The organism is Microbacterium salitolerans (assembly GCF_019720895.1).
Taxonomy (GTDB): Bacteria; Actinomycetota; Actinomycetes; order Actinomycetales; family Microbacteriaceae; genus Microbacterium.
The window spans coordinates 448,456-471,592 of record NZ_JAHKSH010000002.1 but is presented as its reverse complement, the minus strand read 5'-3'; the positions used below and the strand labels follow the sequence as shown (position 1 = coordinate 471,592).

Below are 23,137 nucleotides of genomic sequence, written 5' to 3'. Positions count from 1 at the left end.
CTCACCCCATGGATGACGCCGACGTTCCGCCGATCGCCGGGCGCCTCGCGAAGATGGTGCGCCTCCAGACCGTGAGCGCCGAGGTCGATGTGCGCGGCTCCGAGCCGTTCGAGCAGTTCGTGGAGCTCCTCGCCGAGCTGTACCCGCTCGTGCACGAGCACCTGCACCGGGAGCGGATCACCGATCTCGGCGTGCTCTTCCGCTGGCGGGGCACGGGCGACGGCGATCCGGTCGTCCTCATGGCCCACTACGACGTCGTTCCGGCCAGCGCGGACGCCTGGAGCGAGGATCCGTTCGCCGGCGTCGTGCGCGACGGCTGGGTGCACGGGCGCGGGACGCTCGACGACAAGGGCCCGCTCCTCGTCATTCTCGAGGCAGTCGAGGCGCTGCTCTCCGCAGGATTCGCGCCGGCGCGCGACGTGTACCTGTCGTTCGGCGGCGACGAAGAGGTGTACGGTGCCGCCGCCCGATCGATCGCCGGAGCCCTCGACGCACGCGGGATCCGCCCGTGGCTCGTCATGGACGAGGGCGGCGCGGTCGTCGACGCTCCCCTGCCCTTCATCTCCGGCCGCGCGGCCATGATCGGCGTCGGCGAGAAGGGGGTCGTGACCCTGCGGATCGAGGCCCAGACCGATGCCGGCCACGCATCGGCGCCGTCAGGGAAGAGCGCGATCGATCGCATCGCGCGCGCAGTGAGCAGACTCGACGCCCGAACCTTTGTGCCGCGGGCGCCCGCGACGATCACGCGCATGCTCGCCGCTTTCGCCGCTGTCGCAGCCGGCCCCGCGCGCACGCTCCTGCGGGTCCTGTCACGCAGCCGCCTCCTCACCGGCTGGGTGCTCTCGGCGATGGGCGGTGAGCCTGCCGCGCTCGTGCGCACGACGATCGCGGCGACGATGCAGTCCGGCGGTTCCGCCGCCAACGTGCTGCCGTCCGCGGCCTCGGCGACGCTCAATCTTCGCCTCATCCCCGGTGACACGGTGGATTCCGTCGTGCGAAGGGTGAAGCGTCGCATCGCCGACAGGCGGGTGATCGTCACGGTGCTCGAAGGATCTGACCCCACCCCCCTCTCCCCCGCAGACGGTTCGGCCTTCGCCGCGATCGCCGACGCCGTGCACACCGTCTACCCCGATGCTCTTGCTGCGCCGTACCTCATGATGCAGGCGAGCGACGCGCGGCACTTCCATGCGATTTCGCCCCACGTCTTCCGCTTCGCGCCCCTCGAGATGTCGGCGACGCAGCGCGCGTCCATCCACGGGGCGGATGAGCGCGTCGAGATCGCGTCGCTGGAGCGCGGCCGAGACATCCACATCGCCCTGCTCCGGTCGCTGACATGAGCGCCTCGACGCGGCTGGGCGCGCTCGTCGGCATCGTCGGGTTCCTCGCCGCCGTCGAGTTCACGAGCGGGATCATCCAGGGCTACTACACGCCCATGCTCACCGACATCGCCCGTCACCTGGGAGTGCACGACGCCGACGTGAACTGGCTCGAAGGCTCCCAGCTCATGCTGTCGGCCCTGGCGGTGCCGGCGTTCGCGAAGCTCGGCGACATGGTGGGGCATCGCCGCATGCTCCTCGTCTCGACCGCCATCACGGCGGTCGCCTCGCTCGCGCTCCCGTTCGCCGACTCGTTCGCCCTCTTCCTGGTCGCGTGGGCGCTGCAGGGCGCCTACGTCGTGTGGCTGCCGCTGGAGATCGCCCTCATCTGGTCGCGGGCGCGTGCCTCCGGCGCCCCAGCGGCGCTGACGGCCCGCGCCGCCGGGCTGCTCGTGGCCGCGCTCGAAGCCGGCGCGATCACGGGTGCGCTCCTCGGGGGCGCGCTCGTCGATGCGCTTCCGCTGCGCGTCGTCCTCCTCGTCCCGGCGATCGCCGTCGTCGCCTGCTTCTTCGTGATCCTGTTCGGCGTCGCGGAGTCGCCTCACCAGGCGGGCGGTCGTCTCGACACGACCGGTCTCATGCTCGTCTCCTTCGCGCTCATCGCGTTCACGGGTGGGCTCAGCCTGCTGCGCGTCCACGGGCCTGCAGACCCGCTCGCCTGGGCCGTCACGATCGCGGGCGTCGTCTCGCTGGTGCCGTTCGTCCTGTGGGAGCTGCGGCAAAAGGATCCGCTCATCGACGTCCGTATGTTCCGCGCGCCCACGCTGTGGCCGGTGTTCCTCACCGCAGGACTGTTCGGTGTGAGCGTGCTCGGCGCGCAGGCGCCGCTGTCGACGTACGCCCGCACCGACCCGAGCGTGTACGGATACGGGCTCGGGACGGCCGGCTTCACGACGTCCCTCCTCATCGGCTTCTACCTCGTCGCGATGATCGCGGGCGCCCTCTCATACGCGCGCATCTCGCGCGCGCTGTCACCGCGCATCGGCCTGATGCTCGCCGCCTGCTGCGTCGGCGCCGGATACCTGCTGTTCCTCCCGATGCACGACACCTACCTTCAGGTGTCGATCAACATGGCGATCGCGGGCATCGGGTCCGGTGCGCTCGTCGCCGCCCTCCCGGCCGCGGCGGCCGCCGCGGCGCCGCCGACGCAGACGGGGGTGGCGACCGGGCTCACGAACTCCGTGAAGACGGTGGGTGGCGCGATCGCGTCCTGCGTATTCGGCATCGCCCTGCTGAACGGATCCGCGAGCGCAGCGGGCGCGACGGCGGGCTCGTTCGCGGGCTACGTCACGGTGTGGATCGTGTGCGGCGGCACGGCTCTCGTCGCAGCCGCCGCACTGCTCCTCGTGCCCCGCGGAGCGTTCGAGGATCGTCAGCCCGCGATGTAGGCGGCGAGGTGCTCCCCCGTGAGCGTCGACGGCGCGGCGACGAGCTCGGCCGGCGTGCCCTCGAAGACGACGGTGCCGCCGTCGTGACCGGCGCCGGGGCCCATGTCGATGATCCAATCGGCGTGCGCCATCACGGCCTGGTGGTGCTCGATCACGATGACCGACGCCCCTCCGTCGACGAGGCGATCGAGCATGCCGAGCATGTTCTCCACATCGGCGAGGTGGAGGCCCGTCGTCGGCTCGTCGAGGACGTACATGTCCGCGCCTTCCGACATCCGCACCGCGAGCTTGATGCGCTGGCGCTCGCCGCCCGACAGCGTCGACAGCGACTGGCCGAGGCTGATGTATCCGAGTCCGACGTCGTTCAGACGGGTCAGGATCTTCGCGGCCGCCGGAACCTTGGCCTCTCCCTCGGAGAAGAACGGCAGTGCCTCGACGACCGGCATATCGAGCGCGTCGGCGATGCTCTTCTCACCCAGCGTGTAGTCGAGCACCTCTGCCATGAAGCGTCGCCCGCCGCAGTCCTCGCACGGAGTCGTGACGCCCTGCATGAAGCCGAACTCGGTCGTGATCGATCCGTTCCCCTTGCAGGTCGGGCACGCGCCCTGACTGTTCGAGCTGAACAGGGCCGGCTTCACGCCGTTCGCCTTCGCGAACGCCTTGCGAATGGGCTCGAGCAGGCCCGTGTATGTCGCGGGATTCGAGCGGCTCGACCCCTTGATCGCCGTCTGGTCGACGAACACGACCCCTTCGCGACCCGCCAGCTGCTCGTTCACGAGAGAGCTCTTGCCGGATCCCGCGACACCGGTCAGCGCGACGAGGATGCCCGTCGGGATGTCGACGTCGACGTCCCGGAGGTTGTTCGCGGAGGCGCCGCGGATCTCGAGCGCGCCCGTCGCGGCACGGACGGCATCCTTGACCCGCGCGCGGTCGTCGAGGTGACGCCCGGTGACGGTGCCCGACGTCCGCAGCTCGGCGACTGTCCCCGTGAAGCAGATCTCGCCGCCCGCGGATCCTGCTCCCGGGCCGACGTCGACGACGTGATCGCCGATCTCGATCGTCTCGGGCTTGTGCTCGACGACGAGCACGGTGTTGCCCTTGTCGCGCAGCTGCACGAGCAGCTCGTTCATGCGCTGGATGTCGTGCGGGTGCAGCCCCGCCGTCGGCTCGTCGAAGACGTATGTGACGTCCGTGAGCGGCGATCCCAGATGCTTGATCATCTTCAGACGCTGCGCCTCGCCGCCCGACAGCGTGCCCGACGCACGATCCAGCGAGAGATACCCGAGGCCGATGTCGACGAACGAGGCGAGGAGGTCGTCGAGCGTGCGGAGAAGCGGCGCCGCACCCGGCTCATCGACGGAGCGGACCCACGCGAGCAGGTCGCTCACCTGCATCGCGCACGCGTCGGCGATGCTGATCCCCGCGACCTTCGAGGAGCGGGCCGGCTCGGCGAGACGCGTGCCGTCGCAGGCGGGGCACGGCTGGAAGGCGACAGCCCGGTCGACGAAGGCTCGGATGTGCGGCTGCATCGCCTCACGATCCTTGGACAGCATCGACTTGCGCACCTGCGGCACGAGGCCGAGATACGTGATGTTGATGCCGTTGACCTTGATCTTCGTCTCCTCCTTATAGAGGAAGTCGTCGAGCTCGGCCTTTGTGAAGTCCTTCACCGCTTTGTCGGCGTCGAAGAACCCGGACTCGGCGTAGAAGCGCACGGCCCAGCCGCCGACCTTGTACCCCGGGATCGTGATCGCCCCCTCATTGATCGACGCGGTCTCGTCATAGAGCTCGGCGAGATCGAGGTCGCTCACGCGCCCCGTGCCGTCGCACCCCGGGCACATCCCGCCGAGCATGTTGTACTCAGCCCGCTCTCGCTTGGCCTGCCCGCCCCGTTCGACGAGGATCGCGCCCGAGGCCTTCACCGACGGCGTGTTGAACGAGAACGCGTTCGGCGGCCCGATCTCCGGATCCCCCACACGGCTGAACAGCACGCGCAGGAGAGCGTTGGCGTCGCTGGCCGTACCCACCGTCGAGCGGATGTTCGCCCCCAGCCGTTCCTGGTCGACGAGGATCGCCGTCGTGAGGCCCTCCAGCGAGTCGACATCGGGCCGCGCGACCTGGGGCATGAACCCCTGCACGAACGCGCTGTAGGTCTCGTTGATCATGCGCTGGGATTCGTTCGCGATCGTCTCGAACGCGAGCGAGCTCTTCCCCGAGCCGGACACGCCCGTGAAGACGGTCAGCCGTCGTTTCGGGAGGTCGAGATCCACACCCTTGAGGTTGTTCTCACGGGCACCGCGAACGCGGATGGTGTCGTGCTGATCGGCGGGATGGGTGCTGGCGGTCATGCTCAAGATCGTGCCACGTCGTCGTGTGTCCTGCGGCCTCCCCTCACGGCGATAAGTTGGGGGCGTGATGACTTCCCCGTTTCTCCGGCCCGCGCAGACATGATCGGGGTCCTGACAGGATTCGCGGTCGTCGGCGTCGCGATCATCACGGGGTACGTGATCGGGAGGATCGATCTCCTCGGGGAGAACGGCGGAATGGTCCTCGCACGGCTGTCGTTCTTCGTCCTCAACCCGTTCCTCATGTTCATCGTGCTCAGCGACGCCGACGTCGGCATGCTGTTCTCCTCGCTCCTCCCCGTCTCAGCAGCCGCCGCGGTCGTCGTCTTCCTGATCCACGGTCTGATCGCCAAGCTCGCCTGGCGGCGCGACTGGGGCGACACAGTGATGGGATCCCTCTCGGCCGGGCAGGTCAACGGCAACAACGTCGGCATCCCCATCTCGACGTATCTGCTGGGAAACGCCGCGTACTCCGCGCCCATCATCCTCATGCAGCAGATCGCGCTCACTCCCGTCACGCTCGCGATCCTCGACGCGCTCTCCAGTGGTGAGACTCGCTGGTGGCGCGCGATCGCGCGCGCGTTCCGCAACCCGATGGTGATCGGATCCCTCGCGGGCATGGCCGTGGCGCTCACCGGGATCGACATCCCGCCGATCGTCCACGCGCCCCTCGAGCTCGTCGCGAACGCGGCGGTGCCGGTGATCCTCATCAGCTTCGGAATGTCCCTGCACGGCCAGCGCGTCCTCACGACCGTCGGGCGGCGGCGCGACGTGATGCTGGCGACGGCGCTCAAGCTGATCCTGATGCCGGTCGCGGCATACCTTCTCGGTCGCTTCGCATTCGGGCTCGACGACCACGCGCTGTACGTCGTCGTGGTCCTGGCGGCGCTCCCCACTGCTCAGAACGTGTTCAACTACGCCCAGCGGTACGGAATCGGCTACGTCCTCTCGCGCGACACGGTGTTCATCACGACGCTCGGCTGCATTCCCGTGCTGTTCCTCACGGCGCTGCTGCTCGCCACCTGATCGCGGCGCTCGCGGCGACGGCGCGCGACCGCGATCGAGCGGTCGACGACCACGCCGATGATGATCGCCAGGGCGACGCCGATCGCCACTCCCAGCAGAGGATGCTCCTCGACGAGACTGCCGGCGAACCAGCCGACCGCCACCGAGTACGCCGCCCACGTCACCGCCGCCCCCAGCGACAGCAGCAGGAACCGCGAGCGCGAGTACCGCGTGGCACCCGCCGTGAGGTTCACGGCGACGCGCCCGACCGGGATGTAGCGGGCGATGAAGATCGACGACGCTCCGCCGCGCGCGAGTCCTCGCTGCGCCACGGCGATCGCGGCGCGTCCGCGGGCCGTGCGCATCCAGCGGAAGCGCGTCGTCCCGATCGCTCGACCGAGCGCGTATGTGAGGTTGTCGCCGGTGAACGCGCCGGCAGCCGCGGCGATGCCGAGCAGCGCCCAGTCGGGGCTTCCGGTCGATGCGCTGAGCGCCGCGGCGCCGACGACCACCGTCTCGCTCGGCACCGGCGGCAGCAGACCATCGAGGGCGGCGAGTGCGAACACGATGGCGAACAGCCATGGTGACGCCGCGAGGGCGAGGAGGGAATCCAGAAGCATGTCCACGCTTCCATCTTCTCGGCCAGGTCGCGACCGCGGCATCCGACTGACTCGCCATTCGCACCGGGGGTTTTCCCCCGGTTGCGGTGTCGGCGCTCGTGGCTCGGAGCGCCGTCACCGCGAGCGCGGCGCTGATGACGGCCGCGCCGACGTCGAGACCGAGCACGAACACGACGTCGATGCGGGCGACAGCCAGAATGGCCCCCAGCGCGCCGATGCAGCCCCTGCGTCAGGCGTCTCGCGTCGTGCACGACGAGGGTGCGCTGACGAACGACGCGTGCTCTCCGCTGACGACGATGTCTGCCAGCGTCACGTGGAGCGTGACCACGATGATCGTGCACACGGCGCGCAGAATGCGCGGCATACGACCGCCACCACGAAGAGCGCTTCGGGGCGCCGGCGCCATTCCGGTCGTGTGTGGGCATGGCGCGATCGTCGTGCGGCGCACATCACCCCGCAGACGACCCCCGTGCGGGTCAGTCGACCGGAGCGAAGCCCGAGGTGTCGCCGCAGATGCGCTCGTGGGACGCCGGGACCGGAGCGACGGCCGCCTGTGCGATCTCCGCCGCGAACTCGGCGACGTTCAGGAGCTTGCCCGCCTGTTCGCGGCGCGCGTCGATGGCGCCCGGGTTGAGACGATTGAGCAGCGTGGCCGTGATCGTTCCCTCGATCATGTCGGCCGACACGACGACGAACTCGATGCCGTTCTCCCCCAGCGCGGGGATCCGCTCCCGAAGCGCGTCCTCTCCCGCGCGCTTCGACAGGGCGACCGGCTCGTACTCGGGCATCGTCGGCGTCGTCCGGATGAAGTGCGCCTGGTGGCTGGTGACGAACACCACGCGCGATCCCGCGGCCATGAGAGGCAGTGCGGCGTCGAGCATGCCGACCTGCGCATCGCGGTTGAGGCGCATCGCGTAGTCCTCGCCCACGTTCTGCTCCATGCCGCCCGATGCGTTGAGGACGAGGATGTCGAGCGAGCCGAAGACATCCTTCACGGCTCCCAGCATCGACGCGACAGAGTCTGCGTCCGTCAGGTCGGCGCCGACGACCAGCGTCTGCACACCGTGCGACTCGTTCACCTCGCGCGCGAGCTTCTCGGCACGCGGGGCCTTGTTGCGGAAGTTGATGACAACGTTCGCCCCCGCCGCCGCGAAGTACCGAACAGTGTCGGCTCCGACGCCCCGCGAGGATCCGGTGACGAGAACGGTCTTTCCTTCAAGGGATCCGGCGGGAAGGGGCTGCGACACGGGAGACTCCTGGAATGGTGCGGCGATCGTCCGCGCGCGGCAGATGACAGCGCGGACCGGGTCCTTCGACCCTATAACGCGGGTCCTGCACGGCCGTGGAGGCAGTCCCCGATCGCGTCGCGCGCCGGTGATAGGTTCCCGACATGATGTCCGCCGTGCATCCCCATGAGTATCTCCGCGGAACGACGCACCCACGCGTCTTCGCGCACCGCGGTCTCGTCACGCCCGAGATGCGCGACGAGGGCATCGCCGAGAACTCGGTCGCGTCGATCGCGGCGGCGCACGCGGCGGGTGTCGAGTACGTCGAGTCCGACTGCCGCATGACCTCCGACGGGGCGGTCGTCCTGTGTCACGATGCCGACCTCACGCGCATCGCCGGAGACCCCCGCCGCGTCGCCGACGTCGAGCTCGCCGAGCTCGAAGATCTCCTGGCCGATCGCGGCGGTCTCGCGACGCTCGGGCAGGCGCTCGACGCATTTCCCGAGCTCCGTTTCAACATCGATGTGAAAGCCGACGCGGCGGCTGAGGTCGCGGGGCGCATCACCGCTCCGTACGCCGACCGCGTCCTCCTGACGAGCTTCTCGGATGCGCGCAGACGCCGCGCCCTGCAGGCGGCCCGGGTCGCCGGAGGCCGTCCCGCCTCCTCAGGCGGACGCACGGTCGTGATCGAGGCGCTGATCGCGTCGCTCCTGCGCCCCGCCGGCAGGGTCGCGGCGTCTGCGCTGCGGGACGTCGACGCGCTGCAGATCCCCGAGCGCCAGGGCGCGCTCGGCATCCTCTCCCCTCGCCTCCTCCGCACCGCGCACGACCACGGGGTCGAGGTGCATGTCTGGACCGTGAACGCCCCCGCAGACATGCGCCGCCTGGTCGCCCTCGGAGTCGACGGCATCATCACCGATCGCGCGGATCTGGCCCTTCAGACGCTCCGCAGCTGAACGGATCCGCGGAGCCCGTTGACCGCGGGTGAGGAGCGCGCTAGCTTTCGCCGTGAAGGGTGCCTCTCCCCCACTCAGCGGCCTCCGTAGGCGACTGTGGATCTGCTGAGAAACCCTCCGTTCACGCATCATTTCGGATGAACCGCCCAGGGCAGGGCGTTAGACCTGACATCCGACGAGAGGACACGAACATGGCAGATCGCAGCCTCCGCGGCATCCGTCTCGGCGCCCAGAGCCTTCAGAGCGAAGAGGGCGTCGTTTTCATGGAGCGCAAGGAGCACACCTATCTCTGCAACTCGTGCGGTCGTGAGACCACGCTGATGTTCGCGGCCGACGCCGAGGCTCCCGCTTCTTGGGAGTGCCGCACCTGCGGCGGCGAGGCCGTGCTGCAGACCCCGAAGGGCGCGGCCGAGGTCGACCACTCGAACGACAAGACTCCCCGTACGCACTGGGACATGCTTCTCGAACGCCGGTCGCTCCCCGAGCTCGAAGAGCTTCTCGCCGAACGACTGGACTACGTCCGTCAGCGTCGCGGCGAGGGTCAGGACCCCACGAAGGAAAAGCGCTCGCGCAAGACCGCGTGACAGGCGCGCACCGCGCGTCTCACGAAGCGGCCGGATATTCCGTCATCGGAATGCCCGGCCGCTTCGCTGTGGGACCGGCATCGCTCTAGGCTGGGTTCTCATGACGAAGGCACATGACCACGCGATCGGCATCGACATCGGCGGGACCGGCATGAAGGCCGGGATCGTCGACCTCCGCGCAGGCACGATGGCGAGCGATCGCGTGCGCATCCCCACCCCCGCGGGCGCGACCCCTCCGGACATGCTCGAGGTGGCGAAGCAGCTCGTGGAGATGCTCGGAGAGGACGCCGCGGGCCTCCCGATCGGAGTCTGCTTCCCGGCCATCGTCAAAGACGGGGTGACGCTCTCGGCAGCCAATGTCTCCGATGACTGGATCGGCCTCGACGCCGACGGGCTGTTCGGCGACGCGCTCGGTCGCGACATCCACTTCGTCAACGATGCCGATGCCGCGGGCCTCGCCGAGCTGAAGTTCGGTGCCGCACACGGTCAGCCCGGCCTGACGATCGTCACGACGCTGGGCACCGGCATCGGCTCGGCGTTCCTCTTCGACGGCAAGCTCGTGCCGAACTCCGAGCTCGGCCACCTCGAATGGAAGGGCGACAGCATCGAGAAGTGGGCGTCGGCTTCCGCGCGCGAGCGCGAGGACATCTCCTGGGAGGAATGGGGCGGTCGTCTGCAGGAGTTCTACGCGCACGTCGAGTTCCTCTTCTCACCCGACCTGCTGATCGTCGGCGGCGGAGTCTCGAAGAACCCCGACAAGTTCCTGCCGTACATCACGACGCGAGCACCGCTCGTGACGGCCGAGCACCGCAACAACGCCGGCATCATCGGCGCGGCGGGCCTCGTCCTGACCTGACGTCGGCCACATGAGAGAACGCGTTCCACCAGGCGGTGGAACGCGTTCTCTCATGTGACGAATGGGCCGGCCTGTACGCCGGGTTCTGTTCGGGAGGACATGCCTCCGTCGACGACCATCTCTCTCGGCGACACGTTGCCGTGCCGCTCCAGCGACCTACCCGGGGACTCAGCGGGCAGCTTCGACATCCCCTGTTGGTCTTGCTCCGGGCGAGGTTTACCCAGCGGGCCGTGTCACCACGGCCCCTGGTGGTCTCTTACACCACCGTTTCACCCTTACCGGCCGAAGCCGGCGGTCTGCTCTCTGTTGCACTGTCTCGCGGATCACTCCGGGTGGGCGTTACCCACCACCCTGCCCTGTGGAGCCCGGACGTTCCTCGGCGCGCAGAGCGCGACGCGGCCGTCCAGCCGACCCATTCGCCCTGCCAGTCTATCCGCTCGTGCACGAACAGAACGCCGCCGCTCAGTCGGCCGCGAGGCTGTCTGCGACCCGCAGATCGAGGGGGAAGTCGATCGGAAAGTCGCCGAACAGCGTCCGCCCGGCGGCAGCCGCGGATTCCCGCAGCGCTGCGGCCGCGGCCTCGGCCTGTGACGCCGGCGCGTGCACGATGAGCTCGTCGTGCAGGAAGAACGCGAGGTGCGCGCGCCGCGCGAAGATGGGGCCCGACCGCGGCGCCGCCTGCTCCTCCGGAACCGGCGGCAGCGCCGCGAGTCGAAGTCGCAGATCCGCCATCCACGCGAGAGCCCACTCCGCGGCGGTGCCCTGCACGATGAAGTTGCGCGTGAAGCGACCGTGGTCGCGCGCCGTGCGCCGGGCACGCTCCTCGTCCGCGGGCGAAGCTCCCATCGTCGATGCGCGCGACTGATGCTCGTGCCAGGCGTCGTCCGGCGGTGGGCTCGTGCGTCCCAGCCACGTCGCGACGACTCCGCCGCGCTCCCCGGCGCGAGCCGCATCATCGACCAGGCGCATCGCCGCAGGGAAGACGCGGCGGAGGCGGGGCACGAGACGCCCCGAGTCACCCGTCGTCGCCCCGTACATCGCCCCCAGAACGGCGATCTTGGCCTCAGCGCGCGTCGCGACAGCACCGCTCGCGACGATGCCCTCGTAGAGATCCTGCCCCGCCGCGGCGCGCGCCATGTCGGCATCATGAGACATGGCGGCGAGCACGCGCGGCTCGAGCTGCGCGACATCGGCGTCGATGATCCGCCACCCGGGGTCGGCGTGCACCGCCGGCCGCAGCTGGCGAGGAAGCTGAAGCGCGCCGCCTCCGGACGACGCCCATCGCCCGGTCACGACCCCACCGGGCACGTACACGGGACGGAACCTGCCGTCGGCGACCCACTCGTCGAGCCATGACCAGCCATTCGCGCTGAAGAGCCGCGAGAGGCGCTTGTACTCGAGGAGCGGCTCGATGGCCGAGTGATCGTGTTCGGACAGCTCCCACTTGCTCGTCGAGTCCACGAAGACACCCGCGCCGCGCAGGGCACGCAGCAGTCTCGGATGAGAGTCGAGGCTCGCCGACGGGTCCCCGAGAGCGTCGCGCACGCGCGCCGCGACGGCCTCGAGCCGGACAGGCCGCCCGCCGGCGCCGCGCTCCCCCAGCTCGGCCGTGAGGATTCCCTCATGTCGCCGCACGTCCCAGGGAAGGCCCGCGTCGTGCATCTCCGCTGCGACGAGGGATCCCGCGGACTCCGCGGCGAGCAGCAGTCGCAGTCGACCTGCCCGAGGCGACGCGCGAAGCGACTCCGCCTGGCGCCGCCACTCGGCAAGCGTCTCGTCGATCCCGTCGAGGCGCGGGCCGACCCGTTCCGGAGGAAAGAGCCCGTCGTCGATGGCGATCTCGTCAGGCATCGCGGCCCACGCGGACGGCGATGCGTCGCCGTCCGCCGCCGCGAGGATCGCGTGGCTCAGGCGCAGATCGTGGCAGCGCGCCACGACACGGCCGTCGGAGAGCAGCCATGACGCCCAATCGCGGGAGTCGCTCCATACCCATCGCGGGCCGTCCGCACGCTCGGTGCCCGCGATCCACGCGGGGGCTTCGCTCACCGCGAGGTCGATCCGTGCGATCTCCTCGACGTCATCGAGAGCGACGGCGACGACGCGCTCGCCGGACCGGCCGAGTGCGACGAGTCGCGCGGCGCGGAAGATCTCAGCGGGAGCGCACACTGCTCGGGCGGACGATGCCTCCGTGAACGCCTCGCGTGTCGCCCTGCGGGCCCGCGCCGGTCGCGACGTCGAGCGGTCGGCTCGTCGTCACAGGCCCGACTCGGCCGTGCGCACCAGGATGCATCCGCACTCGGGGCAGTGGGCGACCTCGTCGTCAGCCGTGCCCTTGAGCACCGCGAGGTCGCTCCGCGACAGCGCCATGTGGCAGCCGCCGCACGTGCCGTGCTGGAAGAGCGCCGCACCGGTCGTGCGCTTCGCGATGCGCATGTAGTCGGCGAACAGCTGCTCGGGAAGGCGGGAGACCACAGCCCCGCGGTCGCGCTTCAGGGCCTCGAGCTCGTCGACGAGCGCCTGCATCGCGGCCTTGCCCTCGCCGCTCACGCGCTGGCCCTCTGCCGTCGTCTCGTCGAGGGCGGCCTGCTGTTCGACGACGGCCTTCTCGGCGGCCTGCAGCGACTCCATGAGCTCCAGCTCGCTCGTCTCGAGGCCGTCGATGCGCGCAGCAAGCGCGTCGATCTCGCTCTCGAGCGCCTGGGCGTCTCGCGCGATCGCCGTCTGGCCGAGTCGCTGACGATCGCGCTCCTGGCGCTTCTTCGCGATGTCGATGTCGCTCTCGACGCGTGCGAGCTCGGTCTTCACCTCGTCGCGGGCGTTCGTGCGGTCGATCAGAGCGCGTCCCTGTTCATTGCGCTGAGCGATGAGCTCGTTCACGCGCCCCGCCTGCGGTGGGTTCTTGCGAGCCTGCTCCGCGCGCTCGATGCGCATGTCGAGGGAGGCGACGTCGAGGAGGAACTGCTGATCCGAAGGCGCTGATTTCACGTGGGTCCTGCCGGGATCGAACCGACGACCACCTGGGTGTAAACCAGGTGCTCTACCAGCTGAGCTAAAGACCCGTGACGGTCAGTCTACGTCGAACAGCTCGGGCCGCCGCCCAGGTGCGCCCACGATGACCGGAACACATCCGAGTGTCGCTAGGGTGGATCCAAACGCGTGCGGCGTGCCTGGTCACACCCGGGGTACGGTCGTGCGCGCCGATCCACACTCTGGGCACGATCTGCCCGCACGACGAAAGGTCACCTGGTGGCAGTTCACGATCAGGATCCGTACTCGCAGGGCGCCGTCGACAGCGACCCCGAGGAGACCGCCGAATGGCAGGAGTCCCTCGACCAGCTCGTCGATGCCAAGGGCTCGCAGCGCGGACGTGAGGTCATTCTGAGCCTCCTCAAGCGTTCGAAGGAACGCCGCCTCGGCGTTCCGATGGTTCCGACCACCGACTACGTCAACACGATCTCGGCCGAGGACGAGCCCGAGTTCCCCGGTGATGAGGAGCTCGAGCGCCGCTACCGCCACTGGCTCCGCTGGAACGCGGCCATCACGGTGCACCGCGCGCAGCGGCCGGGCGTCGGCGTCGGCGGTCACATCTCGACGTATGCATCGGCCGCCTCGCTCTACGAAGTGGGTCACAACCACTTCTTCCGCGGGCAGGACGACGCGGTCGGCGGCGACCAGATCTTCTACCAGGGCCACGCCTCCCCCGGCATGTACGCCCGCGCCTTCCTCGAGGGTCGTCTGACGGCGGAACAGCTCGACGGCTTCCGCCAGGAGAAGTCCGCGGCACCCCAGGGCCTGCCGTCGTACCCGCACCCGCGCATGCTGCCCGACTTCTGGCAGTTCCCGACGGTCTCGATGGGCCTCGGTCCGATCAACGCCATCTACCAGGCGATGACGAACAAGTACCTCGACGCCCGCGGCATCAAGCCCGTCGGCGATTCGCACGTCTGGGCCTTCCTGGGCGACGGCGAGATGGACGAGGTCGAATCGCGCGGCCAGCTCCAGGTGGCGGCGAACGAGGGACTCGACAACCTCACCTTCGTGATCAACTGCAACCTGCAGCGCCTCGACGGTCCGGTGCGCGGCAACGGCAAGATCATCCAAGAGCTCGAGAGCTACTTCCGCGGCGCCGGCTGGAACGTCATCAAGCTCATCTGGGGCCGCGGCTGGGACGACCTGCTTCAGCGCGACACCGAGGGCGCGCTCCTCAACCTCATGAACACGACGCCCGACGGCGACTTCCAGACCTACAAGACGGAAGACGGCGCGTTCGTGCGCGAGAACTTCTTCGGCCGGGATCCCCGTGCGCTGAAGCTCGTCGAGGACTACACGGACGAGCAGGTCTGGGCGCTGCAGCGCGGCGGCCATGACTACCGCAAGGTCTACGCGGCGTACAAGGCCGCGATGGAGCACAAGGGCCAGCCGACCGTCATCCTCGCCCACACGATCAAGGGCTACGGTCTCGGACCGCACTTCGAGGGCCGCAACGCGACCCACCAGATGAAGAAGATGACGCTCGACGACCTCAAGATGTTCCGCGACACCATGCAGATCCCGGTGTCCGACAAGCAGCTCGAGGACGACCCGTACCGTCCGCCGTACTACCACCCCGGCGAGAACGACGAGACGATCCAGTACATGCTGGAGCGTCGGAGCAAGCTCGGCGGTTTCCTGCCCGAGCGTCGCACGACGAACGTCCCGCTCGAACTGCCGAAGGACAAGGACTACGGGCTGCCCAAGAAGGGATCCGGCAACCAGGAGGTCGCCACCACGATGGCCTTCGTGCGCATGCTGAAGGACCTCATGCGCGTCAAGGGATTCGGCAACCGCATCGTGCCGATCATCCCCGACGAGGCCCGCACCTTCGGCATGGACTCGTACTTCCCCTCGGCGAAGATCTACAACCCGAACGGACAGAACTACCTCTCGGTCGATCGCGACCTGCTGCTTGCCTACAAGGAGAGCACCGAGGGGCAGATCATGCACGTCGGCATCAACGAGGCCGGCGCCGCCGCGGCGTTCACGGCGACCGCGACGTCGTACTCGACGCATGGCGAGACGCTGATCCCCGTCTACGTCTTCTACTCGATGTTCGGCTACCAGCGCACGGGCGACGCGTTCTGGGCCGCGGGCGACCAGATGGCGAAGGGCTTCATCATCGGCGCGACCGCCGGCCGGACCACGCTCACCGGCGAGGGTCTCCAGCACGCCGACGGCCACTCGCCGCTCCTCGCGTCCACGAATCCGGCGACGATCACGTACGATCCGGCGTTCGGCTACGAGGTCTCGCACATCGTCCAGTCGGGCATCGAGCGCATGTACGGCGGTGAGCACCCCGATCCCGACGTCATGTACTACCTCACGGTGTACAACGAGCCGATGAAGCAGCCGGCCGAGCCGGATGACGTCGATGTCGAGGGCATCGTCAAGGGCATCCACCGCGTGTCCGAGGGAACCGGCGACGGGCCCCGCGTCCAGCTGCTCGCCTCCGGTGTCGGCGTGCCGTGGGCCGCCGAGGCGCAGTCGCTGCTCAAGAACGACTGGGGTGTCACGGCCGACGTCTGGTCGGTCACGAGCTGGAATGAGCTCCGCAAGGACGGTCTGGCCGCAGAGGACCACAACTTCCTCCACCCGGCCGAAGAGCCCCAGACGGCCTACGTCACGGAGAAGCTGCGTCACGCCGAGGGGCAGCCGTTCGTCGCGACGAGCGACTACATGCACGCTGTCCAGGACCAGATCCGTCCGTGGATCCCCGGCCCCTATGGCACGCTCGGCGCCGACGGCTTCGGCTTCAGCGACACGCGTGCCGCGGCGCGCCGCCACTTCAAGATCGACGGCGCGTCGATGGCCGTCAAGGCGCTGCAGATGCTCGCCGATCAGGGCAAGGTCGATCGCGGCGTCATCGCGCAGGCGATCGAGAAGTACCGCCTGCACGACGTGAACGCCGGCACGTCGGGCAACGAGGGCGGCGACGCCTGATCCGACCGACAGCTGACGGGCGGGGCTCCTTCGGGAGTCCCGCCCGGTTGTCGCACAAGGGAGTGATATGACAGACAGCACGCGCGCGTCCATGGACAAGAAGTCCACGTTGGCGTGGCTTCGTCGCATCTCGGGTGACATCGCCACGGCCACTCTGCGCCGCCTCGAGGACACGCTCCCGTGGTATTCGGACATGCCGCCCGCACGACGTTCGGCCGTGGGCCTCGTCGCGCAGGCCGGTATCACGTCCTTCATCGAGTGGTACGAGGACCCTCGCGAGACGCCGACGATCGCCGCGGACATCTTCGCCGCGGCTCCCCGTGAGCTTCTGCGCAGCGTGAGCCTCCAGCAGACGCTCCAGCTCGTGCGCGTCACGGTCGACGCGATGGAGGAGAAGGTCGCGGGCCGCGGCGAGCACCTGCGTGAGGCCATGCTGCTCTATTCCCGCGAAGTCGCCTTCACGGCGGCCGATGTGTACGCCCGCGCCGCCGAGTCGCGCGGGCTGTGGGACGCACGGCTCGAAGCGCTCGTCGTCGACACGATCCTCACGGGCGAAGCCGACGACGAACTGCCCAGTCGCATCGCGGCCCTCGGATGGCACGGCCATGGCGAGGTGAGCGTCCTCGTCGGCACGACGCCGTCGATGTTCGACGTCGACCAGGTGCGCCGGCGTGCGCGCAAGCTCGGCGTCGACGTGCTCATCGGAGTCCAGGGCTCTCGCCTCGTGCTCGTGCTCGGACGTGCGGAGGATCCCGGGCAGGAGCCCACGCAGGATGACGACCAGCTCAGCTTCCTCGACATCGCCTCCGAGCTCGAGCCGCACTTCGGAGCCGGGCACCTCGTGCTCGGCCCGACCGTACCGGCGCTCGTCGACGCCAGTCGCAGCGCGCGCGCATCGCTCGCGGGCTTCGCCGTCGCGGCCTCATGGCGCGGCGCCCCACGTCCCGTGGAAGCCGACGATCTGCTCCCGGAGCGGTCGCTCGCGGGCGATGTGCTCGCAAAGCAGACGCTCGTGGAGCGCGTCTACCGCCCACTCGAGGGCCACTCGACCGACCTCGTCACGACGCTGTGGAGCTATCTCGACAACGGCCGCTCTCTGGAGGCCACGGCACGTGAGCTGTTCGTGCATCCGAACACGGTGCGCTACCGCCTGAAGCGCGTCAGCGACGTCATCGGGTGGGACGCCACCGGACCGCGTGAAGCCCTCATCCTCCAGACGGCGCTCATCCTGGGGTCGATCGGATCCTCGGACGTCGCGAAACGTCGCCCCGCCACGCGCCGAGCGGAGCGTCGGTGACCGATCATTCATCGCATTCCCACAACCCGAGCGAGGATTCTTGTGAGAGTGCCGCCAGCCACCGCGAGGAGCGCCCCGGAACAATGGACAGAGTGATTGTCGCCGCATTCCCCGGACAGGGCTCCCAGACCCCCGGCTTCCTCGCCCCCTGGCTCGAGATCGATGGCGCCCGCGAGCGCCTCGACCGCTATTCGGAGGCCGCAGGAGTCGATCTCGTCGCCGCGGGCACGGAATGGGATGCCGAGGCGATCCGCGACACGAAGATCGCCCAGCCGCTCATCGTCGCCGCGAGCCTGCTGTCGTGGTGGCAGCTGACCGAAGCTGAGCGCGCCTCGTTCAGCGGGGTCGCCGGGCACTCCGTCGGAGAGATCGCCGCCCTCGTCGCGGCCGGCGTGATCAGCGACGACGACGGCATGCGCCTGGTCGGCGCCCGAGGCCGTGCCATGGCCGACGCCGCGGCACTCGCCGACACAGGGATGAGCGCCGTCGTCGGCGGCAAAGAGGATCAGGTCCTCGACGCGATCGGCTCGGCAGACCTCTCTCCCGCCAACTACAACGGAGCCGGCCAGATCGTGGCCGCTGGCGCACGCGACGGACTCACCGCCCTCGGCGAGAACGCCCCACGCGGGGCGCGGGTCATCCCTCTCCAGGTCGCGGGAGCATTCCACACGAGCTATATGGCGCCCGCCGCCGACGCACTGCAGACGGCGGTCGCCGCGATCTCGAGCGTCGCGGACCCGGTGCTCCGCCTCTGGACCAACAGCGACGGCTCGCAGACCACGCGCGGCGCTCACGCACTCGAGCTCATCGTGCGCCAGGTGCAGAATCCCGTGCGCTGGGACCTGTGCATGACGGCGTTCGCGGACGCAGGACTGACGGGACTCGTCGAGTTCACGCCCGCGGGCGCCCTCGTCGGCCTCGCGAAGCGCGGCCTCCGCGGCACCCCCGCCGTGGCGCTCAAGACCCCCGACGACCTGGCCGCAGCGCGCGACCTTCTCGCCGGCACCGACAACTGATCCGCCGGCCGCAGGAAGAAGACATGACCGCTGCCCTCACAGAAGCACCCACACACGCCCACTCGCGAATCCTCTCCATGGGAGCGGCGCGCGGCGAGAACGTCGTTCCGAACGACGACCTCGTCGGCCCGATCGACTCGAGCGACGAGTGGATCCGCCAGCGCACCGGCATCGTCACGCGAGTTCGCGCCGACAAGAGCACGAGCGCGACGGATCTCGCGATCGTCGCCGCCAAGGAGGCCGTCGAGAAGGCAGGGATCGAACCCACCGAGATCGGCCTCGTGATCTGCGCCACCATCAGCAACATGCAGCAGACGCCGTCGATGGCGGCCCTCGTCGCCGATGCGATCGGCGCGACGCCCGCAGCCGCCTACGACACGAACGCCGCCTGCGCCGGGTACTGCTACGGCATTGCGCAGGCCGACGCGCTCATCCGCACGGGCGCGACGAAGTACGCCGTCGTCGTCGGAGCCGAGAAGCTCAGCGACGTCGTCGATCCGACCGACCGCTCGATCTCCTTCCTCCTCGGCGACGGCGCCGGGGCGGCGGTTCTCGGTCCCAGCGATGTCGCGGGTGTCTCGATGTCGCAGTGGGGGTCCGACGGATCCCGTGCCGACGTCGTCGGCATGAACCGCACTCTCACCCAGTTCCGCGACGGCGAGGGCGAATGGCCCACGCTGCGTCAGGAGGGCCCGAGCGTCTTCCGCTGGGCGGTCTGGGATATGGCGAAGGTCGCGAAGAAGGCACTCGATGACGCCGGTGTGAAGCCCGAAGACCTCGCGGCGTTCGTTCCGCACCAGGCGAATCGCCGCATCATCGACGAGTTCGCGAAGCAGCTCGGCCTTCCCGAGACGGTCATCATCGGCCGTGACATCGAGTCGACGGGCAACACCTCCGCCGCGTCGATCCCGCTCGCGACGCACCGACTGCTCGAGGAGCACCCCGAGCTCTCGGGTGGCCTCTCGCTGCAGATCGGCTTCGGTGCGGGCCTGGTGTACGCCGCGCAGGTCGTCGTCCTCCCCTGACAGCTCCCTCTTCGCCCCTAGACTGAGGGGCGGTTTCCTGATCGAACCCCTGACAGCCACGAACAAGGAGAGATCCCCATGGCACTCACCAACGACGAGGTCCTCGCCGGACTCGCAGAGCTCATCACCGACGAGACCGGAATCGACGCCGGCGAGGTCGCTCTCGAGAAGTCGTTCACCGACGACCTCGACATCGACTCGATCTCGATGATGACGATCGTCGTCAACGCCGAAGAGAAGTTCGGCGTCACGATCCCCGACGACGAGGTCAAGAACCTCAAGACCGTCAAGAACGCCGTCGACTTCATCACGTCGAACGCCGAGTGACTCGGCCGGGTGCCGCGTCGGGCTCCCGGCGCGGCACCGTCGTCACCTCACACACTTCGCAGCAAGGAAACCACGAATGACCAAGCGCATCGTCGTGACCGGAATCGGCGCCACATCGGCACTCGGCGGAAACGCGTCGGACAACTGGAAGAACCTGCTCGACGGCGTCTCAGGCGCCCGTGCGCTCGAATACGACTGGGTCGAGGAGTACAACCTCCCCGTCACGTTCGCGGCTGAGGCCACCGTCCGTCCCGGCACCGTCCTCGACCGCCCGACGGCCAAGCGCCTCGACATCTCGACGCAGTTCGCCCTCGTCGCCGCCCTCGAGGCGTGGAGCGATGCTGGAGCACCGGATGTCGACCCCGAGCGTCTCGGCGTCGACTTCGCGACGGGCATCGGCGGCGTCTGGACGCTGCTCGACGCCTGGGACACGCTGCGCGAGAAGGGCCCGCGTCGGGTCATGCCGATGACGGTCCCCATGCTGATGCCGAACTCCGCGGCTGGCTTCCTCTCTCTGCACTTCGGCGCCCGCGCGTTCGCGCGCACCGTGGCATCCGCGTGCGCTTCGAGCGTCGAGTCGCTGGACAGCGCATACGCGCACCTGCAGTCGGGCGTCGCCGACGTCGTCATCGCCGGCGGTGCCGAATCGGCGATCCACCCGATCACGATCGCCTCCTTCAGCTCGATGCAGGCGCTCTCTCGCCGCAACGACGACCCCTCGACCGCGTCGCGTCCGTACGATGCCGATCGAGACGGCTTCGTCATGGGCGAGGGCGCGGCCGTCCTCATCCTCGAGACGGAAGAGCATGCCCTCGCGCGTGGCGCGAAGATCTATGCAGAGCTCGTCGGGACCGGCGTCACCGCCGATTCACATCACATCACGGCGAACGACCCGTCGGGCCAGGGCGCCGCGCGCGCCATGCTGCAGGCGCTCGACGCAGCGGGCGCGACCCCGGACGACGTCACGCACATCAACGCGCACGCGACATCGACCCCGGTGGGCGACCCCGCCGAGTTCCAGGCGCTGAAGAACGTGTTCGGCGACCGTGCCACGTCGATTCCCGTATCGGCGACGAAGGCGTCGACGGGTCATCTCCTCGGCGGCACCGGAGCGATCGAGTCGGTCTTCTCGGTCCTGGCGGTGCGCGAGCGCCTCGCTCCCCCGACGATCAACCTGCACAATCAGGATCCCGAGATCCCCGTCCGCGTGTCGGCGGATCCGCAGCCGCTGGGCGATGGTCCTCAGCTCGCGATCAGCAACTCCTTCGGCTTCGGCGGTCACAACGCCGTCGCGGCGTTCGCGTCGTACGATGACTGACGCCGCCTGAGCATCACAGCGCCCTCCGCGAGTGTTCTCCCGGAGGGCGCTGTCGTCTGTGTGCGCGGGTCAGCCGACCTGGTGCAGCCATACGACGGGGGCGTGATCGCCAGCCGTCCGAAAGACCTCGAGCTCGTCGTCCCATGCCGTGCCGAGCGCGATGTCGAGTTCACGACGCATCTCGAGCGGATCCCGCTGCTCCAGGGCGGCTCGCACGCGCTCCTCCGGCACGACGATGCTGCCCGAGGCGTCCATCTGAGAGAAGTGGATTCCGAGGTCGGGCGTGTGCATCCAACGACCACCGACGGAGCGTGCGGTCGGGTCCTCCGTCACCTCGAAGCGCAGGTGCTCCCACCCGCGGATCGCCGTCGCGATGGCGGCGCCCGTCCCGGCGGGGCCGTCCCAGACGAACTCCGTGCGCCGCGACCCGTGCAGGACGCCCTGGTCCTGCCAGGCGAAGTTCACGGCACGACCGATCGAGCGCCCGACTGCCCATTCAAGGTGCGGGCACAGTGCCTTCGGCGCGGAGTGAATGAAGACCACTCCGCGCGCAACTGGTGTCGCCATGATCTCTCCGTTTCGTCAGGTGCGGCTTCCCCTCCGTACCTGACCGGCGTGTGATCCGGCGATGCGACGTATTCGGCTGTACTCGTATTGTGACGCACGTCGCGACGAATGACAACACTGGAGTTCGTAGGGCGGGTGGGACTTGAACCCACGAGTCGTCGAGTTATGAGCTCGCTGCCTTGACCAGCTTGGCTACCGCCCCGTGCGGTTCGAGCCTACCGGCCCTCCGTGTCGCTGCCGGAATCGGAGGTGCTGCCGCTTCCTCGCCGGAACGGGAGCTCCTGGCTCTCGCTGAGCACCTGCGGGTGGCTCTTCGCCAGCATGATCACGCCGACCGTCGCAGCAGTGCCCGCGAGTACCCAGATGACGAGAGTCCAGACGGGCGTGCGGGCCGCCTCGCCGAGGAGACTCGCACCGATCGCCACGGCGACGATCGGGTCGATCACTGTGAGCCCGGCGATCACGAGGTCAGGGGGGCCCGACGAATAGGCCGTCTGCACGAAGTACGCACCGGCGAGTGCCGCGGCGGCGAGCGAGACCGCGCACGCGATCGTCACCATGTTGACGTCGCCGGCTTGGATCCGCACGATCACGACCTTCGCGAGCGTCGCGACGAAGCCGTAGAGGATTCCCGCCGCCGAGATGTAGAACAGGGCTCCTGCTCGGGTCTTGAAGAGGAGCCAGGCGGTGCCGACGACGATGAGCACGATCAGGAGGATCGCGAGCAGGGTGAGCAGCTGCATGTCGCTGATCGGGCTCTCGACCGCGTACAGGGCGGCGAAGAACACGAAGACGAAGATTCCGCCGATGCACAGCCCGATCGCCGTGAGCGATGCACGAGTCGGCGTATGACCCGACACCCGGGCGTTGAGCAGCGTCGTGATGACGAGCGAGATCGCTCCGAGCGGCTGGACGACGATGAGCGGTGCGACCGAGAGCGCTGCGAGCTGACACACGATCGCGGCGCCGAGCAGCAGCGTGCCGCTGATCCACGACGGGCGACGCAGCAGCTGCAGCAGGTGGGCCGTGTTGAGGCCGGCATGACCGCTGGCCCCCTCGAGCTTCTCGACCTTGCGCACGCCGCGGCTCTGGTACTGCGCACCGAGCGACATGAACACCGCTCCGGCGATCGCGAGGGGGATGCCGAGAAGCAGGCCAGGGTTGTCGAACAGCCCGACCAATTCGTCGGACGCGGCCGGTACCATCTCGGCGCTCCCCATTCCCCTCATCACGTGTTCGAGACTAGTGGCTGACG

General features: G+C 69.0%; 20 protein-coding genes, 2 tRNA genes and 1 other RNA gene. 12 read left to right on the top strand and 11 right to left on the bottom strand.

Annotated features, from left to right (window positions below):
• The first annotated feature begins 8 nt into the window (after nt 1-8).
• Both KOL93_RS05445 and KOL93_RS05440 read left to right on the top strand, forming a co-directional pair.
• Complete coding sequence (locus tag KOL93_RS05445; RefSeq protein WP_221584305.1) at nt 9-1,337, top strand: M20/M25/M40 family metallo-hydrolase; 1,329 nt, start codon at nt 9-11, stop codon at nt 1,335-1,337.
• Entirely contained in the window at nt 1,334-2,764 is a 1,431-nt protein-coding gene (locus KOL93_RS05440; protein WP_221584304.1) for an MFS transporter, read from the top strand. The genes KOL93_RS05445 and KOL93_RS05440 overlap by 4 nt, the downstream gene beginning before the upstream one ends.
• Here the strand turns inward: KOL93_RS05440 and KOL93_RS05435 are convergent.
• Complete coding sequence (locus KOL93_RS05435) at nt 2,749-5,112, bottom strand: ATP-binding cassette domain-containing protein (protein WP_221584303.1); 2,364 nt, start codon at nt 5,110-5,112, stop codon at nt 2,749-2,751. The genes KOL93_RS05440 and KOL93_RS05435 overlap by 16 nt on opposite strands.
• Nucleotides 5,113-5,211: 99 nt before the next feature.
• Between KOL93_RS05435 and KOL93_RS05430 the strand changes: the two genes are divergently transcribed.
• Nucleotides 5,212-6,135 carry an AEC family transporter gene (locus KOL93_RS05430; RefSeq protein ID WP_221584302.1) on the top strand — a complete coding sequence of 308 codons (924 nt, stop codon included), beginning with the start codon at nt 5,212-5,214 and terminating at the stop codon, nt 6,133-6,135.
• On the opposite strand, the gene KOL93_RS05425 is transcribed toward KOL93_RS05430, so the two are convergent.
• The 3 genes from KOL93_RS05425 to KOL93_RS05420 all read right to left on the bottom strand — a co-directional run bounded on the left by KOL93_RS05425 (nt 6,048) and on the right by KOL93_RS05420 (nt 7,981).
• Entirely contained in the window at nt 6,048-6,734 is a 687-nt protein-coding gene (locus KOL93_RS05425; RefSeq protein ID WP_260405996.1) for a DedA family protein, read from the bottom strand. The two genes, KOL93_RS05430 and KOL93_RS05425, sit on opposite strands and share 88 nt — an antisense overlap.
• A gap of 229 nt (nt 6,735-6,963) precedes the next feature.
• Nucleotides 6,964-7,098, bottom strand: a complete 135-nt coding sequence (locus tag KOL93_RS16145; RefSeq protein WP_260405939.1) for a hypothetical protein — start codon at nt 7,096-7,098, stop codon at nt 6,964-6,966.
• A gap of 112 nt (nt 7,099-7,210) precedes the next feature.
• Nucleotides 7,211-7,981: an SDR family oxidoreductase gene (locus KOL93_RS05420; RefSeq protein ID WP_221584300.1), complete on the bottom strand. Its 771-nt coding sequence runs from the start codon at nt 7,979-7,981 to the stop codon at nt 7,211-7,213.
• A 143-nt stretch (nt 7,982-8,124) separates the two neighbouring features.
• On the opposite strand from KOL93_RS05420, the gene KOL93_RS05415 reads away from it, so the two are divergent.
• The 3 genes from KOL93_RS05415 to ppgK all read left to right on the top strand — a co-directional run bounded on the left by KOL93_RS05415 (nt 8,125) and on the right by ppgK (nt 10,356).
• Nucleotides 8,125-8,916 (top strand): glycerophosphodiester phosphodiesterase family protein, encoded by a 792-nt coding sequence (locus KOL93_RS05415; RefSeq protein ID WP_221584299.1) that lies wholly within the window; start codon nt 8,125-8,127, stop codon nt 8,914-8,916.
• A 191-nt stretch (nt 8,917-9,107) separates the two neighbouring features.
• The gene (locus KOL93_RS05410; protein WP_221584298.1) at nt 9,108-9,500 is read left to right on the top strand and encodes an RNA polymerase-binding protein RbpA; all 393 of its coding nucleotides are present in this window, start codon (nt 9,108-9,110) and stop codon (nt 9,498-9,500) included.
• 100 nt (nt 9,501-9,600) lie between these two features.
• Nucleotides 9,601-10,356, top strand: a complete 756-nt coding sequence (ppgK, locus tag KOL93_RS05405; protein WP_221584297.1) for a polyphosphate--glucose phosphotransferase — start codon at nt 9,601-9,603, stop codon at nt 10,354-10,356.
• A gap of 58 nt (nt 10,357-10,414) precedes the next feature.
• On the opposite strand, the gene rnpB is transcribed toward ppgK, so the two are convergent.
• The 4 genes from rnpB to KOL93_RS05385 form a co-directional block, all read right to left on the bottom strand.
• Nucleotides 10,415-10,771, bottom strand: an RNA gene (gene rnpB, locus KOL93_RS05400) — RNase P RNA component class A.
• Between the two features lie 47 nt (nt 10,772-10,818).
• Nucleotides 10,819-12,522, bottom strand: a complete 1,704-nt coding sequence (locus tag KOL93_RS05395) for a bifunctional 3'-5' exonuclease/DNA polymerase (RefSeq protein WP_308291545.1) — start codon at nt 12,520-12,522, stop codon at nt 10,819-10,821.
• Between the two features lie 87 nt (nt 12,523-12,609).
• Nucleotides 12,610-13,341: a zinc ribbon domain-containing protein gene (locus KOL93_RS16330; protein WP_221584296.1), complete on the bottom strand. Its 732-nt coding sequence runs from the start codon at nt 13,339-13,341 to the stop codon at nt 12,610-12,612.
• 1 nt (nt 13,342) lies between these two features.
• A tRNA-Val gene (locus tag KOL93_RS05385) sits at nt 13,343-13,415 on the bottom strand.
• Between the two features lie 187 nt (nt 13,416-13,602).
• On the opposite strand from KOL93_RS05385, the gene aceE reads away from it, so the two are divergent.
• The 6 genes from aceE to KOL93_RS05355 all read left to right on the top strand — a co-directional run bounded on the left by aceE (nt 13,603) and on the right by KOL93_RS05355 (nt 21,315).
• Entirely contained in the window at nt 13,603-16,332 is a 2,730-nt protein-coding gene (aceE, locus tag KOL93_RS05380; RefSeq protein WP_221584295.1) for a pyruvate dehydrogenase (acetyl-transferring), homodimeric type, read from the top strand.
• A gap of 67 nt (nt 16,333-16,399) precedes the next feature.
• The gene (locus KOL93_RS05375) at nt 16,400-17,629 is read left to right on the top strand and encodes a PucR family transcriptional regulator (RefSeq protein ID WP_260405938.1); all 1,230 of its coding nucleotides are present in this window, start codon (nt 16,400-16,402) and stop codon (nt 17,627-17,629) included.
• A 92-nt stretch (nt 17,630-17,721) separates the two neighbouring features.
• Nucleotides 17,722-18,645, top strand: a complete 924-nt coding sequence (locus KOL93_RS05370; RefSeq protein WP_308291561.1) for an ACP S-malonyltransferase — start codon at nt 17,722-17,724, stop codon at nt 18,643-18,645.
• A gap of 23 nt (nt 18,646-18,668) precedes the next feature.
• Nucleotides 18,669-19,670, top strand: coding sequence for a beta-ketoacyl-ACP synthase III (locus tag KOL93_RS05365; protein ID WP_221584293.1), 1,002 nt, complete (start codon nt 18,669-18,671; stop codon nt 19,668-19,670).
• 78 nt (nt 19,671-19,748) lie between these two features.
• Nucleotides 19,749-19,997, top strand: coding sequence for an acyl carrier protein (locus KOL93_RS05360; protein WP_221584292.1), 249 nt, complete (start codon nt 19,749-19,751; stop codon nt 19,995-19,997).
• Nucleotides 19,998-20,073: 76 nt separating this feature from the next.
• Nucleotides 20,074-21,315, top strand: a complete 1,242-nt coding sequence (locus tag KOL93_RS05355; protein ID WP_221584291.1) for a beta-ketoacyl-[acyl-carrier-protein] synthase family protein — start codon at nt 20,074-20,076, stop codon at nt 21,313-21,315.
• 69 nt (nt 21,316-21,384) lie between these two features.
• Here the strand turns inward: KOL93_RS05355 and KOL93_RS05350 are convergent, their stop codons facing one another.
• The 3 genes from KOL93_RS05350 to KOL93_RS05340 all read right to left on the bottom strand — a co-directional run bounded on the left by KOL93_RS05350 (nt 21,385) and on the right by KOL93_RS05340 (nt 23,111).
• Nucleotides 21,385-21,882 carry a DUF3145 family protein gene (locus tag KOL93_RS05350; RefSeq protein ID WP_221584290.1) on the bottom strand — a complete coding sequence of 166 codons (498 nt, stop codon included), beginning with the start codon at nt 21,880-21,882 and terminating at the stop codon, nt 21,385-21,387.
• Between the two features lie 127 nt (nt 21,883-22,009).
• Nucleotides 22,010-22,084: transfer RNA gene (locus KOL93_RS05345), tRNA-Ile, on the bottom strand.
• A 13-nt stretch (nt 22,085-22,097) separates the two neighbouring features.
• The gene (locus tag KOL93_RS05340) at nt 22,098-23,111 is read right to left on the bottom strand and encodes a DMT family transporter (RefSeq protein ID WP_260405994.1); all 1,014 of its coding nucleotides are present in this window, start codon (nt 23,109-23,111) and stop codon (nt 22,098-22,100) included.
• Between the last annotated feature and the right edge of the window lie 26 nt (nt 23,112-23,137).